This is a genomic window from Calothrix sp. NIES-2100 (assembly GCF_963875285.1).
In the GTDB taxonomy this organism is placed as follows: Bacteria; Cyanobacteriota; Cyanobacteriia; order Cyanobacteriales; family Nostocaceae; genus Aulosira.
In genome coordinates, this window is sequence record NZ_CAWNLA010000001.1 from 974,637 (window position 1) to 990,376 (window position 15,740).

General features: G+C 42.1%; 16 protein-coding genes. 4 read left to right on the forward strand and 12 right to left on the reverse strand.

The features are described from left to right. Window positions 1-39: 39 nt before the first annotated feature. The gene (locus AACU32_RS03930) at window positions 40-264 is read right to left on the reverse strand and encodes a hypothetical protein (RefSeq protein WP_096598057.1); all 225 of its coding nucleotides are present in this window, start codon (window positions 262-264) and stop codon (window positions 40-42) included. A 293-nt stretch (window positions 265-557) separates the two neighbouring features. On the opposite strand from AACU32_RS03930, the gene AACU32_RS03935 reads away from it, so the two are divergent. Further along, on the forward strand, window positions 558-1,355 hold the full coding sequence (locus tag AACU32_RS03935) for a histidine kinase (protein WP_096598059.1): 798 nt from the start codon (window positions 558-560) through the stop codon (window positions 1,353-1,355). Window positions 1,356-1,490: 135 nt separating this feature from the next. On the opposite strand, the gene AACU32_RS03940 is transcribed toward AACU32_RS03935, so the two are convergent. From AACU32_RS03940 to AACU32_RS03960, 5 genes are all read right to left on the reverse strand, one after another. Then, entirely contained in the window at window positions 1,491-2,153 is a 663-nt protein-coding gene (locus AACU32_RS03940) for a methyltransferase domain-containing protein (RefSeq protein ID WP_096607847.1), read from the reverse strand. A gap of 248 nt (window positions 2,154-2,401) precedes the next feature. After that, complete coding sequence (locus AACU32_RS03945) at window positions 2,402-2,584, reverse strand: YqaE/Pmp3 family membrane protein (RefSeq protein ID WP_096598061.1); 183 nt, start codon at window positions 2,582-2,584, stop codon at window positions 2,402-2,404. Between the two features lie 122 nt (window positions 2,585-2,706). After that, entirely contained in the window at window positions 2,707-3,105 is a 399-nt protein-coding gene (locus AACU32_RS03950; protein WP_096598064.1) for a phage holin family protein, read from the reverse strand. A 292-nt stretch (window positions 3,106-3,397) separates the two neighbouring features. Further along, the gene (locus AACU32_RS03955; protein ID WP_096598065.1) at window positions 3,398-3,721 is read right to left on the reverse strand and encodes a 2Fe-2S iron-sulfur cluster-binding protein; all 324 of its coding nucleotides are present in this window, start codon (window positions 3,719-3,721) and stop codon (window positions 3,398-3,400) included. A gap of 586 nt (window positions 3,722-4,307) precedes the next feature. Then, the gene (locus AACU32_RS03960) at window positions 4,308-6,467 is read right to left on the reverse strand and encodes a Tex family protein (protein ID WP_096598067.1); all 2,160 of its coding nucleotides are present in this window, start codon (window positions 6,465-6,467) and stop codon (window positions 4,308-4,310) included. A 241-nt stretch (window positions 6,468-6,708) separates the two neighbouring features. Here AACU32_RS03960 and AACU32_RS03965 point away from each other — a divergent pair, with 241 nt between their 5' ends. Next, window positions 6,709-6,948: a hypothetical protein gene (locus AACU32_RS03965; protein ID WP_096598069.1), complete on the forward strand. Its 240-nt coding sequence runs from the start codon at window positions 6,709-6,711 to the stop codon at window positions 6,946-6,948. A 170-nt stretch (window positions 6,949-7,118) separates the two neighbouring features. Here AACU32_RS03965 and AACU32_RS03970 read toward each other — a convergent pair whose 3' ends face one another. Then, a complete protein-coding gene (locus AACU32_RS03970; RefSeq protein ID WP_096607848.1) occupies window positions 7,119-8,036 on the reverse strand; it encodes an AEC family transporter in 918 nt (305 codons plus the stop codon). A gap of 101 nt (window positions 8,037-8,137) precedes the next feature. Between AACU32_RS03970 and AACU32_RS03975 the strand changes: the two genes are divergently transcribed. Continuing rightward, window positions 8,138-8,947, forward strand: coding sequence for a M15 family metallopeptidase (locus AACU32_RS03975; protein ID WP_096598071.1), 810 nt, complete (start codon window positions 8,138-8,140; stop codon window positions 8,945-8,947). Window positions 8,948-9,620: 673 nt separating this feature from the next. Here AACU32_RS03975 and AACU32_RS03980 read toward each other — a convergent pair. From AACU32_RS03980 to shc, 3 genes are all read right to left on the reverse strand, one after another. Further along, window positions 9,621-9,746 carry a hypothetical protein gene (locus AACU32_RS03980; RefSeq protein WP_339377480.1) on the reverse strand — a complete coding sequence of 42 codons (126 nt, stop codon included), beginning with the start codon at window positions 9,744-9,746 and terminating at the stop codon, window positions 9,621-9,623. Between the two features lie 313 nt (window positions 9,747-10,059). Then, on the reverse strand, window positions 10,060-10,452 hold the full coding sequence (locus AACU32_RS03985; protein ID WP_096598073.1) for a carboxymuconolactone decarboxylase family protein: 393 nt from the start codon (window positions 10,450-10,452) through the stop codon (window positions 10,060-10,062). A 72-nt stretch (window positions 10,453-10,524) separates the two neighbouring features. Further along, window positions 10,525-12,435 carry a squalene--hopene cyclase gene (shc, locus tag AACU32_RS03990; protein ID WP_096607849.1) on the reverse strand — a complete coding sequence of 637 codons (1,911 nt, stop codon included), beginning with the start codon at window positions 12,433-12,435 and terminating at the stop codon, window positions 10,525-10,527. Window positions 12,436-12,679: 244 nt separating this feature from the next. On the opposite strand from shc, the gene AACU32_RS03995 reads away from it, so the two are divergent. Beyond that, the gene (locus AACU32_RS03995; RefSeq protein WP_096598075.1) at window positions 12,680-13,846 is read left to right on the forward strand and encodes a glycosyltransferase; all 1,167 of its coding nucleotides are present in this window, start codon (window positions 12,680-12,682) and stop codon (window positions 13,844-13,846) included. Between the two features lie 86 nt (window positions 13,847-13,932). Here the strand turns inward: AACU32_RS03995 and AACU32_RS04000 are convergent, their stop codons facing one another. Together AACU32_RS04000 and AACU32_RS04005 are read right to left on the reverse strand one after the other, a co-directional pair. Further along, window positions 13,933-14,511, reverse strand: a complete 579-nt coding sequence (locus tag AACU32_RS04000) for a Uma2 family endonuclease (RefSeq protein WP_096598077.1) — start codon at window positions 14,509-14,511, stop codon at window positions 13,933-13,935. 484 nt (window positions 14,512-14,995) lie between these two features. Beyond that, entirely contained in the window at window positions 14,996-15,712 is a 717-nt protein-coding gene (locus AACU32_RS04005) for a 5'-methylthioadenosine/S-adenosylhomocysteine nucleosidase family protein (RefSeq protein ID WP_096598079.1), read from the reverse strand. Window positions 15,713-15,740: the final 28 nt, after the last annotated feature.

Consider the following 15,740-nt stretch of genomic DNA (forward strand, 5'->3'; position numbering starts at 1 on the left):
CTCAAGATAAATTTTTGCTTATATATCACAGTTTTCATCCTACAAAGATTCAAAATATGCTGTGAACCCAGAAAAATTTTGACACTCTTCTGCAAAAGCTTCCGCATCACTCACATCCTCGATTTTGTATACCATAATCCGCTGCCCGTCCGGCAATTTTTTAGAAGTGATGCAGTTACCTGAATATTTATCGGCGAGGGCTTTAAATGTCGCGCCATAGGTTTTCCACGCTTCACCAGAACAATTGATTTTTACCTGCCACATAAGAAATTTATTTGCTATCAACAGATATTCATCATCTCACAAAAGGGAAATATGATAAACCTGAATTGCTATAGCTATATCTTAAGTTGTGAGAATTGCCTGTTTAACGAACCGCCAAGTACGCCAAGAAGAAGAGAATTTTGAGAGTATTTTCCGGGTATTAGCTGGATTAATCAGTCATATGGCTGTAATTTTCTATCTAAAGGAAGTGTCTGGTTGCAAAAGGCTAGGTCATAATGACCATAGAGGATGATGTGTAGAAAATTTTATTAGCTAAATACCCCGAATTGAAAATGACTAACAATATCAAAGAGAAAATTCAAACTGACCTGCAACAAGTTAAAGAAACTGGACAATTGCGAAGTGAACGGATTAGAGAAATTGTCAAAGCCGCAGTTTCTCAAGTATCTTCTGAATTTAAGGCGGGTTCTCTAGAACTGCGGACTATTGTTAAGGATGCTGTTTCCGCTGTTATTGAAACTTTTCAAGAAAGAGGTAGTGAAATCAAAGATGAGGTGACAGCTTCGATTGAAGGTGTGTTGGAAGGGGTGAATAGCAAACGCCACGAAAATATTGCCAAAACTCAAACCGAAATTAAAAAACTCCAGTCGCAATTAGATACCGAAGAAGAACAACTGCAAAAAGATGTTGATGTGATTTTGGCGGAGATTGAAGAGACAGGGAAAGAAACTTCTACTAGTACTAAAACTGTCCTTGACTCTGTAATTGATGGTATCAAAGATAGTGAAGAAGCAGCTTTGTTAAAGAAACGCTATGCACAATTGCAAGCGCAACTGGCGATTGTCCGCGCTAATTTAGCTGCGCGTTATGGCGGACGTTCAGAGGAAGTAAAAGATTACTTAGAAGAAGCTAAACACTGGTATAATCAAGCTCGTCCCCAAGCGGAAAATCTAGTTGCCCAAGTAGAACAAAAGCGATCGCATCTCGATGATAAACTGGGTGAAGCGGGAAGTGCGATCGCTAAAAAAGAACGTCAGCTAAAACAAGCTTTAAGAGAGTTACTCCTTGCTGCGGCTGAGTTGTTTAAAGATAAAGACCATTCCGATCAACCTAAACTTCCCCCAAGGTAATTTGAAAATAGGGGCTAGGGGCTAGGGGCTAGGGGTTAGGGAAGAGTGATTTTTCCATGAGAAACTAACTTCAAAGAGTCATTTGTCTTCCTTGTCCCCCTTGTCTTCCTTATCCCCCTTCCCTTGCCCTCTGCCTTATTCACTCCAAACTCGTTCAGCCGTCCAATGGCGATTAGAGTTTTGATAGATTTTTACATCAGATAAACCAGCTTGCGAAAATAACTCTGTCACTTCATCCAGAGTAAATGCAGCATAAAGAGAATCGCGGAAGCATTTTGTCTGAATGGCGTTAAATTCTACCCCAATACTGTTAACTAAATCATTAATTGTCGCTTCATCCGCCGGACGAAATAAATCTCTAATAAAAATCCCACCGTGAGGTTTTACCACTCGCTTAAGTTCTAAGAAGAATGGTAAAGGATCGGGTAAATGGTGAATTAAACTATTGGAAATTACCATATCAAATTGCTCATCTTGATAGGGTAATTTTTTGGCATTGACTAATTCTAGATTAATTTGTGCTTGTAAACCAGCTTTTTGTACGTGTTGGGCAGCAATCTCCAACATAGTTGCAGCTAAGTCAATTGCGGTTACCTGCCATTGTGGTTTTATTTGGCAGATTAAGATGGGAATGTGACCAGGGCCAGTACCCGCATCTAAAATTGTAGCTTGTTCTTGAGGGCATAGTGCGATCGCTTCTTTGACAAAAGCAGTATTTACCTCAGAAAAATCCATTGCGTCATAAGCAACGGATTCTTCTATTGTGTCCATTACTTCTGGTTCTAATACTCTCTCGATACTCATGGGTAAAAATTTAATAGCTTACTTGGGCATTGGGCATTGGGCATTGGTAATTCTTCGCCTATCCCCATTTCCAATTTCCAAAAATTCTATACCATTGCGATGCATTGCTGACAACTAACAAATGACAAATGACAACTGACACGCGTAGCGTAATAAAAATTGGTAATGGGAAAGATGGACTGTGCCAAAAACCCATTACCAATATTTTGTGATTAAACCCAGCTTATTTTGCCAACCGGATTTTAGTACTGTCTATTTAATTGTTCTTCATGCTTGGCGATGACCCAAACTGCATGAATGCTACCAGGAAGCCAACCTAACAGTGTCAGTAAAATGTTAATCAACAAAGTTGGGCCAATACCAACTTCTAGAAAAACTCCTACTGGAGGTAATAACAGACCGAGAAGTAAGCGAGTTAATTTCATGGTTTTGATTCTAATGATTGGTTAGTTTACTTACATTTGTATGGCTGTCACCGAATTATCAAATCTACCGCAGGAATTAATTCGATGACTGATATCTAGCGCCCAGATATATTAAAAGATAGTTAGCTAGAGGGTAATTCGCCTTTGTTACGAACATCTCCACTGCCTAAAGCTACATTCTTTTCCACAAAGTAGTTGTTAATGAAGGTGTTAGCAAAGGACAGAATCACTGGACCGAGAATAAAAGCGATCAGTCCGTGGGCGGAAAAGCCGGGAACTAAGGCAGCGGCTAAGGCGAAACAAATACCGTTAACAACTAGGGAAAATGCACCAAAGCTTAATAAATTAAGTGGTAAAGATAAAGTAGAAATCACAGGCTTTACTGAACCATTAATCAAGCCAATAACTAAAGCTGCAATTATGGCTGCGGGAAAATTAGCTATATTAACGCCGGGAACAACTAAATCAACTATTAATAGGCTTAAAGCTGTAGCTATTGCTGTTAATACTGGTCCTAACATGATTTTTACCTCTCAAACCGATCATCGATAACGTGAACTTCCTTTCACTATCTTCGACTAACCAATCTGTTTGAACATCAATATGAAGGTAGATTCTGGTTCTACCATTCGGCTGAAAAATGGATTTTAATTTTACTATTTTATTAGTTACTGCTAAAATCTAATTTTATAATGGCTAACTCTGTATATTAGGATTTATAAAGAAATTATTAAATTTGTGGCGATTGACTGATGCTCAGAGAATTTAATATTTAGTTTATAAATAAATGCCGAGATGTTTAATTACAAAAAATTATTGCTTGTAGTAAAGCGAAGACTTATATAACACTTGTTCTTGATGGGTTTCGAGAGTGCAATCAGAGGTGGGATAAGTGACGCAGGTAACAACATAACCAGCCTGAACTTCTTGGGGACGGAGAAATTTCTGTTCTTTTTGATCCACTTCACCACTGATGAGTTTAGCAACACAAGCAGAACATTCGCCTTGTTTACACCCAGATGGCAGGCGGATACCATTGTCTTCTGCGATGTCGAGAATATATTGATCGTCTGGTACCTGAATGGTGCGATCTAACCCTATTACCGGATTGATGAGCCGAACTTGATAAACTGCCATCTGCGCTTAAAGTTGTTGACTGTTGACTGTTGACTGTTGACTGTTGACGTTCAACAATAACAAGGGAATATTTTTTTACTTGGAAGTCCCTAAGCTAAGAGGATATGAGGCGATTGTTCACTGAGGGATTGCTTACTCAGTGCGATCGCCTGAAAATCATCTTCTCCCCATCTCCCTAGTATTGTCAAACTCAAAAAGTAGGTTGGGGAAAGTGACCATACGTGTCAACTTAACGCGAAACCCTTGCCAAGACTTGATGAGCGAATTCTCTCACTTAAAATCAAGATCCGCGTTACCCCACCCCGGCTTTGCTGACGCAAAACCTCCCCTCCCCGTTTACGGGGAGGGGATTGAGGGGTGGGGTAAAACGCTTGTGGGATAAGCCTTTTAACTTAAGTTGACACCAATGGAAAGTGACACAAGCCAACAAAGCAACGCTAGCCCCTAGCCCCTAACCCCTAGTCCCTAAGGGAACTCCAGAAAATAAATTATCCCAAATTGTAGGGCTACGGTTACCCCAGCCCTACGAGTTGCGGGCTTGGTAAGTTCATGATTGGGATGTTTTTTTATTTGGAAGTCCCTAAAGTCACTGTTTCACAGATTTCATCGATAAACTAATCCGCTTCAATTTCTCATTTACTTCCAGTACCCTAACTTTTACCACTTGTCCGACTTTGACAATCTTTTTGGGATCATCGACAAATCTATCAGCCAATTGGGAGATATGCACCAAACCATCTTGATGTACGCCGATATCTACAAACGCCCCGAAGTTGGCGACGTTGGTGATGATACCTTCTAATTCCATCCCCTCTTGTAAATCTTTGATTTCTGTAATTCCTGCTTTGAAGGTGGCATACTTAAACTCAGCCCGGGGATCTCTACCGGGTTTTTCTAGTTCGCTGAGGATATCGCGCAGTGTCGGTTCGCCGATGGTAGCGGTGACGTATTTCTTCAGGTTATTTTTTGGGAGTTTGGCGGCGATTTGGGTGACTTGATTTAATGGTACGCTGAGGTCAGATGCGATCGCTTCGACTACAGAGTAACTTTCTGGATGCACGGCTGTATTATCCAAGGGGTTTTCACCGTTGCGAATCCGCAGAAATCCGGCTGCTTGTTCAAAAGCCTTAGGCCCTAACTTTGGAACTTTTAACAGTTGGCGGCGATTTTTAAAGGCTCCATTTTGGTTGCGATAGGTAACAATATTATTGGCTACTGTTGGGGTAATTCCCGAAACAAAAGTTAACAGTTCTTTAGAAGCTGTGTTTAAGTCTACACCCACATAGTTAACGCAGCTTTCCACTGTTTCATCCAATTTTTTCTTCAGCAATTTTTGGTCAACATCGTGCTGATATTGTCCCACACCAATGGATTTGGGATCGATTTTCACTAATTCGGCTAGCGGATCTTGTAAACGCCGACCAATACTAATAGCACCGCGCACGGTAATATCTAAATCGGGGAACTCTTCTAATGCTACTTTACTAGCAGAATATATAGATGCACCCGATTCATTGACCATTACCTTTGTCGGTTTGCGATCGCTAGCTTGCAGTACTTGGGAGACAAATTCATCAGTCTCACGAGAAGCTGTACCATTACCAATGGCAATTAATTCAATTTTGTATTTTTCAATCAGATTTTTGATAGTTTGCGCAGCTTTTGTACGTTGTTCGGCTGCTTGATGGGGAAATACCGCTTGGTATTCTAAAAATTTACCTGTTTGGTCAATTACTGCTACTTTACACCCAGTTCTGAAACCTGGATCAATTGCCAAGGTTGGTTTCATTCCCGCTGGTGCAGATAGTAGCAATTCACGTAAATTAGTTTCAAAGGTTTTAATCGACTCAAAATCAGCATAGGCTTTCTTTTCGGCAATTACTTCTCCCATCAAAGAAGCTTTCATCAAGCGGTTAAACGCATCTTTAATCATCGCCTGATAATAATCGCGAATAGCACGGACTTTGGTTTTAATTTCCTTTGATTCTAGATAAGCAAGTACCACATCCTCATCAAAGGCGATTTCAAAATTTAATATTCCCTCCGCTTCACCCCGACACAACGCCAAGATATTGTGGGGTGCAATATTTTGCACCTTAGCTTGGTAATTGCGGTACATTTCAAATTTTGTTGTTCCTTCAGGATGTTCATCTTTAATCCGGGAGGTAAATACGCCAGATTCTAAGAGATAATCACGGATATATGCCCTGGATTCAGCTTTTTCTGCAACTTCCTCCGCTAAGATATCCGCCGCACCTTTCAAGGCTTCTTGAGCAGATTTTACACCATGAGTTTCCGAAATATACTTTGCAGCTTCTGTTTCTAGAGAAGCCGACACCGGATTTTTGACATTTAAAGACTTAATAAACTCTGCTAATGGTTCTAAACCTTTCTCTCTAGCGACAGTGGCGCGGGTGCGTCGCTTTTGTTTGTACGGTAAGTATAAATCCTCAAGCTCAGTTTTTTGCAAACTAGATGTAATTTGCGCTTTTAGCTCATCAGTGAGTTTACCTTGATTAGCGATCGCATTTAAAATTACCGCTTTTCTTTCTTCCAGTTCAGTTAAGTATGTATACCTATCGGATAAGTCCCGCAATTGAACTTCATCCATTTCGCCGGTGCGCTCTTTACGGTAACGTGCGATAAAAGGGATTGTTGCACCTTCTGCTAAAAGTTCCAGCGCATTTTGCACCTGATAAGGTTTAAGGTCTAGTTCAGTTGCCAGTAATTGAGGAATGTTCAGCATTGGGTGTTTAAGTGGAAAACGTGACTTCTGTAGGTAATATGCTAGATCGTACTTCCCATGCAAGCGTATAGTGTTAAGCTAATTTATCAGATGATTATAAAATCTTGATTTTCCACACCGTTATTTTACATAGCCAGTGATTTGTCAATCCGCCTGGGATGTAAAATTAACCAAAATGACAAATTCCCTTTTCATCTTTTTATATCAGCGTGATTACGGTTGATTTCAGAGGTTAGTAAAAATGGCTTTGTTTTTCTTGGTTCCACTTTGTACAGCTTTATTAACCGGCTATTTGGTTAAGCAATCTACTGATGAAATAGCTTACATAGCTGGTGTATTTGGCTTCATGTTCTTCATTTTGAGTTTGGTCTTAGCACCTTGGCAAATCCAGCTACTAATGTTAGTCCTTGTCCTCGTAATTACTAACAGGCTATTGTCAAAAAATGAATCGAATTTACGAAATAATACAGAGAACGAATAAAGATAATGATATTGGGCATGGGGCTTCTCTGCGAGACGCTGCGCGAACGACTTCGCTCAGCCTACCAGGCATTGGGCATGGGGCATTGGGCATGGGGCATTTGTCTTCATCATCTCCCCACACTCCCCACACGCCCTCATCTCTCTCATCTCCCTAACCCCTAGCCCCTGTTAAAATAGCCATAGCCAAAATGGTAAAGTCACCAGTAATACTATCGCTCCTGCGGCTAAGGCGGTGACGGCTAAGTCGCGATCGAGATTGAAGGTTTCAGCAATTACTAGGGTGGCAAAAGCTGGCGGCATTGCCATTTGAAGTACAATTACTAGGGCTGCTGAACCAGTTACACCAAACAGTGGTAAAATACTTCCCAAAATTAAGGGAACTATCAGCATTTTAATTGCCAAGCTGATGCCCACTTGTGGTAAGCTGCTCCATGACTTTAACTGGGACAGTCGCATTCCAATTAACACAAGGGATAAAGCAACGGCAATCCAAGCCAATTTATCTAAACAGAATTCTACTAAATTGGGGATTGTTACCTGTCTCAAAAGTAAGCCAAAACCGAAACTCCAAAGGGCAGGATTAATAAATATTGCCTTGGTTATCTGCCAATAATTGCTAACATTTCTGCCAAAAGTCGCTGCTAGTGCTACTCCCAAGCCGTAAGCCCCAAATAGTGACCCTAGGAGATCGTAGAATAAAGCCCAAGCAAAGTATTTTTCCCCTACCATTGCTAAGGTGATGGGAAAGCCGAGATAACCTGTGTTACCAACCATCGCCGCCAACAGCAAACTACCTTGCGTTGGTTGTTGGGGCATGGTATTTGTCATGTAGGCTTGCCATTTAATTGCCACCCAAGCTAATAATGCTCCTAGTAAAATAGCGAGGTAAGCGATCGCAGGTGCAATCCAAATCTGTCCATTCAGATCAGTTTGATATAAAAAAGATACTATGCTTATCGGTACTCCCACATAGAAGAGAAATTGTGCCAAACCTGAGGGAACTGTGTTTGGTAGCTTACGTCCCAAAATAAATCCTAAGAGGCCTAATCCCACAAGCTTGGCATATAGTTCTAAAAGATTTGTCAAGATAGCACCCAAAAATATAGCTGTGAAATGCTACCACTTGCGTTTATTTTTTTCCAGTCTAAAATCTGTTATGGCTATTGAAAAAAAGCAGGAGTGAATTCTTGAATAAAGCTGGGTTTTCTGGAGAACCTCAACACTCTTCGGCTGCTTCTGGTGATGATATTCCAGCAGCTTTAAGGGATACTCCCGATCCAAAACCTAAGGTGGGTGTCCAACCTCTAGTTTTGCTGATTGGGGGAGTATTCGCATTTGTCCTGCTTGCTGTTACTAGTGGCTTTGTATTTTTTCTCGTTTCACCCAAAAAAATCGCTAATTCTCAACCAACACCTACTATTTCCCCTACAGAAACACCAACATCTGAAAGCTCTGTAGACTCTCAAAGTAATAATAGCGATACTATATTGGGGCATTTAGCATATACAGAAGCGCCAGAATCTGAACTAGCAGTAGTTTCTGGACGAATTAGAATGCGAAAGGCTGCTGCGGAAAAATTTCAAGAGATGGTAAAAGATGCACGGAAAGCTGGTGTAATTTTAGTCCCAATTTCTGGCTTTCGTTCTGTGAAAGAGCAGGAGCAGTTATTTTTTGGTGTGGGTGCGCAGCGAAATCAAACTCCAGCCCAAAGAGCAGCTTTAAGTGCGCCTCCCGGTCATAGTGAACATCACACAGGCTATGCTGTAGATGTTGGCGATGGAGCCGTACCAGCAACTAATCTCCAAGCTAACTTTGATAATACCAAAGCTTATCAGTGGTTACAAGCAAATGCTGCCCGTTTTAGTTTTGAGATGTCCTTTCCTCAGGATAATGCTCAAGGTGTCAGTTATGAACCGTGGCACTGGCGTTTTGTAGGCGATCGCGATAGTTTGGAAACTTTCTACAAAGCCAAAAATATCAAACCGACAATTAAGTAATTTGTCAGTAGGGGCGGGTTTATTGAGATCATCCTTGATCAGCTTTGATATCTGTGAACCCGCCCGTACAGTTGTCAGTTGTTAGTAGGAAAGGTGTTTTCAAGTTGTTGACGGTTCACAGTTAACAGTCAACAGTCACCAATAGCAAGGAAATATTTTTTTCCTTGGAAGTCCCTTGAATCTCAGTGACCACTGACCACTAAAAACTGACAAATCACACGCAAAGCGCAATAAAAATTAAAACAGAGTAAAAAATTTGCTTTTTACTCTGTCTTTACCTATGTATCTGCACCCTCAAGATTTGTGATGCCCTTTGCGTGATATCTAATAATCTATATTTATTTAGCAATAGTATCATCTGTCTTACGGTAGGTTTAAAAATATCTCAGCTTGCATGAATATTCTAGTTTTTTGTAGTGATGAAAACTGAGTAATAATCGGCAATTTTTAGAGAAACATTTAGCACAAGTTAAAGTATTTGTTTGGTAGAATTCCATACTTAATTTGTATTAAATAGATACTGTTTGTATTAATAAAATAGTTATATATTTATCATTAGTTTCTCGGTATTTTATTGAGGATGGTAACACCAAGAGCTTACCACTAATAGTTTTAAGCCTAATTTTATTTCTAGCTTAGATAAAGATGTAAGAGTTGAAATAAGATAAATTACCTAGAAGCGATCGCGCTCCTGACTCAGCAATTTTGGCATGGTCAAACTGTCAATCGGCAACAAATTATCAAGAGGATCGGGGTTTGACGTTAAGTTGACATCAATAAAGGGCACAACAATGTTCATACGTGTCAACTTAACGTGAAATCCTTGCCAAGACGTTATTTAGAATCAAATTGCCTACCATCACGATCCGCGTTACCCCACCCCAGTTTTGTCTAAAGCCAAAACGTCCCCTCCCCGTAAACGGGGAGGGGATTAAGGGGAGGGGTAAAACGCTTGTGGGATAAGCCTTTTAACTTAAGTTGACACCAATGAACAATGTTGTGCCCCTACCTATATCCTTTATTTAGCTGCTATAGGCTGTAAATATGTCGCCGCTTCATCTTCAAAGAGATGCAGCTAACTAGATACCAGAATTATCGCAAAAATCGGCATTCTAGGTTTTAAATTGCTCATCCACAGGAATTTTATAACCATCAGCAAGACGATTAGTTGAGTTTGCTGTAGCCACGATCGCTAACAGTTCACCAAACATAGTATCAGTCATTCCCTTGGCACGCCCGGAGGCTGAATGTGAAGCAATACAATAATCACAGCCATTTGTTACACTTACAGCGATGTAAATTAATTCGCGCATCAGCGGATCAATCTCGCCGGGACTAGTCATCACTTCCTTGACAGCTTGCCAAGTGCGTTGCAGAGTCGGCGGATGATTAGCGATCGCTTTCCAAAAATTGTTGATATATTCAGTCTTACGGGTGGCGCGGATGTCATCATATACCGCCCGTACTTCATCAGTTGCTTGTTCGTATTCGATTAGGTTTGTCATTTGTCAATGGTCATTTGTCATTGGTCATTTGTCATTGGTCATTTGTCATTGGTCAACATTCAACCGTCTCCTCTACCCTAAAACAGACCGATACCGTCCGAGGGCGATTAAGGGAAAATACTGTTGATAGAGGTGATATTTGAGATAAAAATGGCAGGGGAAGCCTGTACCTGTAAAATATGATTCGTACCAAGTACCATCAGGCTTTTGGGTGGTCAAAAGGTAGTTTATTCCTTTTTCAATGGCTTGATGAGCAAATTTACCAGTAGCTTCACCGGCGGCGATGAGTCCAATTAAAGCCCAGGCTGTTTGCGATGCTGTACTGGTTCCTTGTCCTTTGAGGCTAGGATCGTTATAGGTGCGGCAAGTTTCACCCCAGCCACCATCCGGGTTTTGACATTGTACTAACCAAGCTGCGCCGCGTTCGATGCTTTGTTGCTGGGTTTTGGGTGCAACTAAGGCTAAAGCGGAAAGTACGCCACTAGTACCATAGATGTAATTTACTCCCCAACGACCAAACCAACAACCTTCTGGTTCTTGTTCATTCAGAGTATAGGCGATCGCTCTTTCCAGATGATGATGATCTATTGATAGGTTACAAGCGCCCAGCATTTCTAATACCCTAGCTGTGACATCAGCTGTATTCGGGTCAATCATGGCTTTTAAGTCGCCATAGGGTACAGAATTGAGCCAATCTTGATCGTTGTCGAGGTCAAAAGCTGCCCAACCGCCTGGTTTACATTGCATAGAAGCAATCCAATTTAAAGCGCGGGCGATCGCGGCGTGTTTTAATTTTTCATTGGGGAGTTTGGCTTGATGTAGCGCCATGACGACAACCGCAGAATCATCGACATCGGGGTAAAAGCGGTTATCAAATTCAAACGCCCAAGCGCCTGGTTTTCCTTGACGATTTTTAACCGTCCAGTCTCCGTAGTCGAGAATTTGCTTGTCAATTAACCATTCTCCCGCCTGTACTACAGCCGGATGATCGGGGGCGAAACCGGAATCTATTAAAGCCCGAATCGCCCAGGCTGTATCCCAAACTGGGGATACACAAGGTTGAACGCAGTAGGTAGTGTCAGTCTCAATGGCAAAGTTATCGACGGCTTTGAGTCCCCGTTCCACAATGGGGTCGGTGGGGTCATAATCGAGACAGCGCAAAGCTAACAGAGAATTCAGCATAGCGGGAATAATCCCCCCCCAATCACCTGTAGCTTCTTGGCGTTCTATAATCCATTTTTCCGCAGCTTTGATGCTTTCGTCGCGGAAAGGCACAAAATTCAAGCTTTCGGCGAATTTGAAGCCACGATCCAAGGTAAGAAATAAATCAGTCCAATCGCCACGTTTAGGTAATTCCCACAAAACGCGATCGCGTCCTTCTACATATAGTTCATCGACAGTAATTGCTGGCTCAACTTGAAAAATCGGTTTGCGATCGCAGACAATCAACAACGGTACAGTACTGGATCTCGCCCAACTCGACATTTCATAGATATTGAAGGGGAAAGAATTGGGCAAAAGCATGATCCAAGGCGGGAGGGAAGGAATACCGCGCCAGTCGTAGCAGCCAATTAAGGCCAGGTGTAGTTTAGTAAAGATGCGAGTTTTACTGATGCCACCTTGTTGGAGAATAAAAGCTTTAGCCTTGAGCATTGCTGGGTCATCGCCTGAGACACCCAAGAGTTTCAAAGCCATGTAAGCTTCTACTGTAGTACTCAGTTCTCCGCCATCGCCAAAATAAAGTTCCCAACCTCCATGTTCCCGTTGTTGAGAACGCAAGTAAGTTTCCACTTTGTGTAAAGGTCTGGTGCTATCTGTGCCCCAAATTTTATGCAGTAGCACAGCTTCCGCAGTAATCGTGACATTAGATTCTAACTCCGCCCACCAGTAACCTGCGGGCTTTTGAATTGACAGCAGATGTTTTTGACTAGCGGCGATCGCTTCTGCGACTTGATTAACTGTGACTCTATCTTGAGTTTGCATCAAATATCCTTGAACCTCTACACCACAACAAATAAATCTCTCAATAGGAGTGAAAAATATTCTCCCACAATCCCAAGACACACAGTATTGGGCATTGGGCATTGGGAAGAGATCGGGAAGAAAATTCCCCACACTCCCCCACTCCCCCATGTTTTTTGAAAGTTGCGGGTTTTAGCCATGTACTGCATGTACCTGAAATATGCTGTAGTATTCTGTCTGAGACATTGAGAAGGGGTGAAAGGTCATGGCGACAGTTGTATTAGTAATAACAGTTTTATCTTTAATCATTTGGATAGGATTACTGAGTTTACGCGGACAGTTTTGGCGTTCTGACCAGCAATTAGAAGTTGCAGAAATCCCTTTGCATTCTTTACCGAGGATTTGTGCAGTTATACCTGCCCGTAACGAAGCCGAATTACTGCCCATCACCTTGCGATCGCTTTTACTCCAAGACTACCCTGGTGATTTTAACGTTTTTTTGGTGGACGATCGCAGCACAGATGGCACAGCAGACTTTGCCCAAGGGGTGGCTTACGCTTTAAATAAACCCAATCAATTGCATATTATCTCTGGTAAATCTTTACCTCCGGGCTGGAGTGGTAAACTCTGGGCAGTGGAACAAGGTATTCAACTGGCTACTGACTTTGCACCAGACTATTTTTTACTCACAGATGCGGATATTGAGCATGATTCGCGGAGTCTGCGCCGATTAGTAGCGAAAGCTGAACAAGAAGATTTAGACATGGTTTCCGTGATGGTGCGACTAAGATGTCAAAGCTTTTGGGAACAACTTTTAATACCTGCTTTCGTCTTTTTCTTTCAAAAACTCTACCCTTTTCGTTGGGTGAATCACCCCAAAAATTCTACAGCAGCGGCGGCTGGGGGGTCAATTTTGATTCGCAAACAAGCTTTAGAAAAGATTGGCGGATTTGGGGTGATTCGGCAAGCTTTAATTGATGATTGCGCCTTAGCAAAAGCTGTGAAGGGGGAAGGGGGAAAAGGGCGGATTTGGTTAGGATTGAGTGCTTTAACTCGGAGTTTACGACCTTATCCAGATTTGCGGACGGTTTGGCAGATGGTAGCGCGGACTGCTTATACCCAACTCAATTATTCTCCATTGCTGTTAGTCGGCACAGTTTTAGCTATGACCTTAATTTATTTAATACCACCCTTTGCAACTATCTTTGGTGCATTAACCTTTAATTTAGCGATCGCACTTTTGGGTTTATCAGCCTGGTTATTGATGAGTTTAGCTTACTACCCAACTATCCGCTTTTATAAATGTCCGGCTTGGTTAGCTTTTTGTTTACCTGCGATCGCTTTTCTTTATACCCTGATGACTGTAGATTCCGCTATCCGTCACTGGCAAGGGCGCGGTGGTGCTTGGAAAGGGCGCGTTTATCCAGGTTAATTAAAACCGGAAATTTGCTGGTAGGGGCACAACACTGTTGTGCCCTGACAATAATCTGTACCTCACCAAGTTGCTTATCGCTGGTTTCATTCCCAAATTTTCTGCAAATTTAAGATAAATCCGGGTAACACATCTTCGGCGGCAAAACTTTGAGGTGCTGGTAAAATTTCCACTTGTTGATGAGGGCGATAGATTTCTAATTCTTGCTTTTTTCGGTTAATTAATAAACCGAGACGACAGCCATTATCTAAATACTCTTGCATTTTCTCTTGAACTTTTTGCAATCTATCTGATGGGGAAAGTATTTCAATGACAAAATCGGGACAGAGGGGAATAAATTTTTCTCTTTGTTCTTGAGTTAAAGCATTCCATCGACTTTTTTCCACCCAAGACACATCAGGAGAACGGTCAGCTTTATTTGGTAAAGTAAATCCCGTGGAAGAATCAAAAACTTCTCCCATCTGGTTTTGTTCGTTCCATTGTGCTACTTGCAGAATTAAATTAACATTACGTTTTCCTGTTTCTCCCCCGGTAGGTGGCATGATAATTAATTCTCCTGCGGCGTTACGTTCTAACTTCAAATCAGGGTTATCTTGACATAGTTGATAAAACTCTTCTGAAGTTAATTTAATTACAGAATTGAGGTTTAATGTAAGTGGTGTCATAAGGATAATTCCCGGTTTTTTGCTCACCGACTGTACTGCATATCTATATATATTCTCGGTGAAAAGTTAGATCCCTGACTTCTTTAAGGATGCGGATACAAATAATTCTCTGGCTTACCCGATATACCGCCCGCAGGCTGGAAGCCTGGGGCTAACGCTACGAAGCCCACCTGCGTGGGCTGAATTTTCTTAGCCCACGCAAGTGGGCTTTGTACGATTAGCCGCACCCTTCGAGGGTGACGGCGGTCTGTTGGGTAAGCAATGGGTCTGACCTCTGATTCGCCAGCGGTATCCTTTCAGGATGGGGATACAAATAATTCTCTGGCTTACCCGATATACCGCCCGCAGGCTGGAAGCCTGGGGCTAACGCTACGAAGCCCACCTTCGTGGGCTAAGAAAATTTAGCCCACGAAGGTGGGCTTTGTACGATTAGCCGCACCCTTCGAGGGTGACGGCGGTCTGTTGGGTAAGCCAGCGGTATCCTTTAAGAAGTCGGGGGATCTGGAAGCAGCAAATTGTCACTAGAAAACAACAGGGTAGCTACCTCCCTCAATACTTTCAATCCTTGTAAAGAACCGCGAATTAAACGAGTAGCCGCAATCGGTTGGCGGATGAATGCGATCGCTAAGGGTAAAGAACGCAGAGAACCATCGGCGCTGATTGCTGATGTTAAATCGGGGATATCATGTTGACAATCATCGCTAACTACACGCAATATTGCGACTGACACACCCAGGGTATGGAAAAACTCTAACGCCGCAAATCCTTCCATATCGACAACATCAGCGCCTAGAGTCTCACCAAGCTGGCGTTTTTCAGTTGCGGAACAAATGACGCGATCGCTTGTTAATCCCTTAACTAAGTTAATTTGTGAGTATAACTCTGCTGTGAAAGTGCTTTCTCCGTAAGTGTCGCACTCTCGCCGCTTTCCCTGATAAACACAGTTTTCATACAACACAATTTTTCCTACTGGGTAGTTGGGGGATAAACTCCCACACAAACCCATCAGCAGCACTCTCGTCTGTGGATGATTAAGAAACAGTCCATCTGCTTGCAATTTTTGCAGATATGTGGTCAAAGGTTTTATACCAACAGGAACAGGAATTACTGTTGGCTTGGCGCTAGTGACACGACTTAAACCACGACACACAGCTTGATACTCTGCGCCTTGGGGGACAAGGATTAATTGGGCATTTGTCATTGGTCAGTTGTCAGTTGTCAGTTGTTAG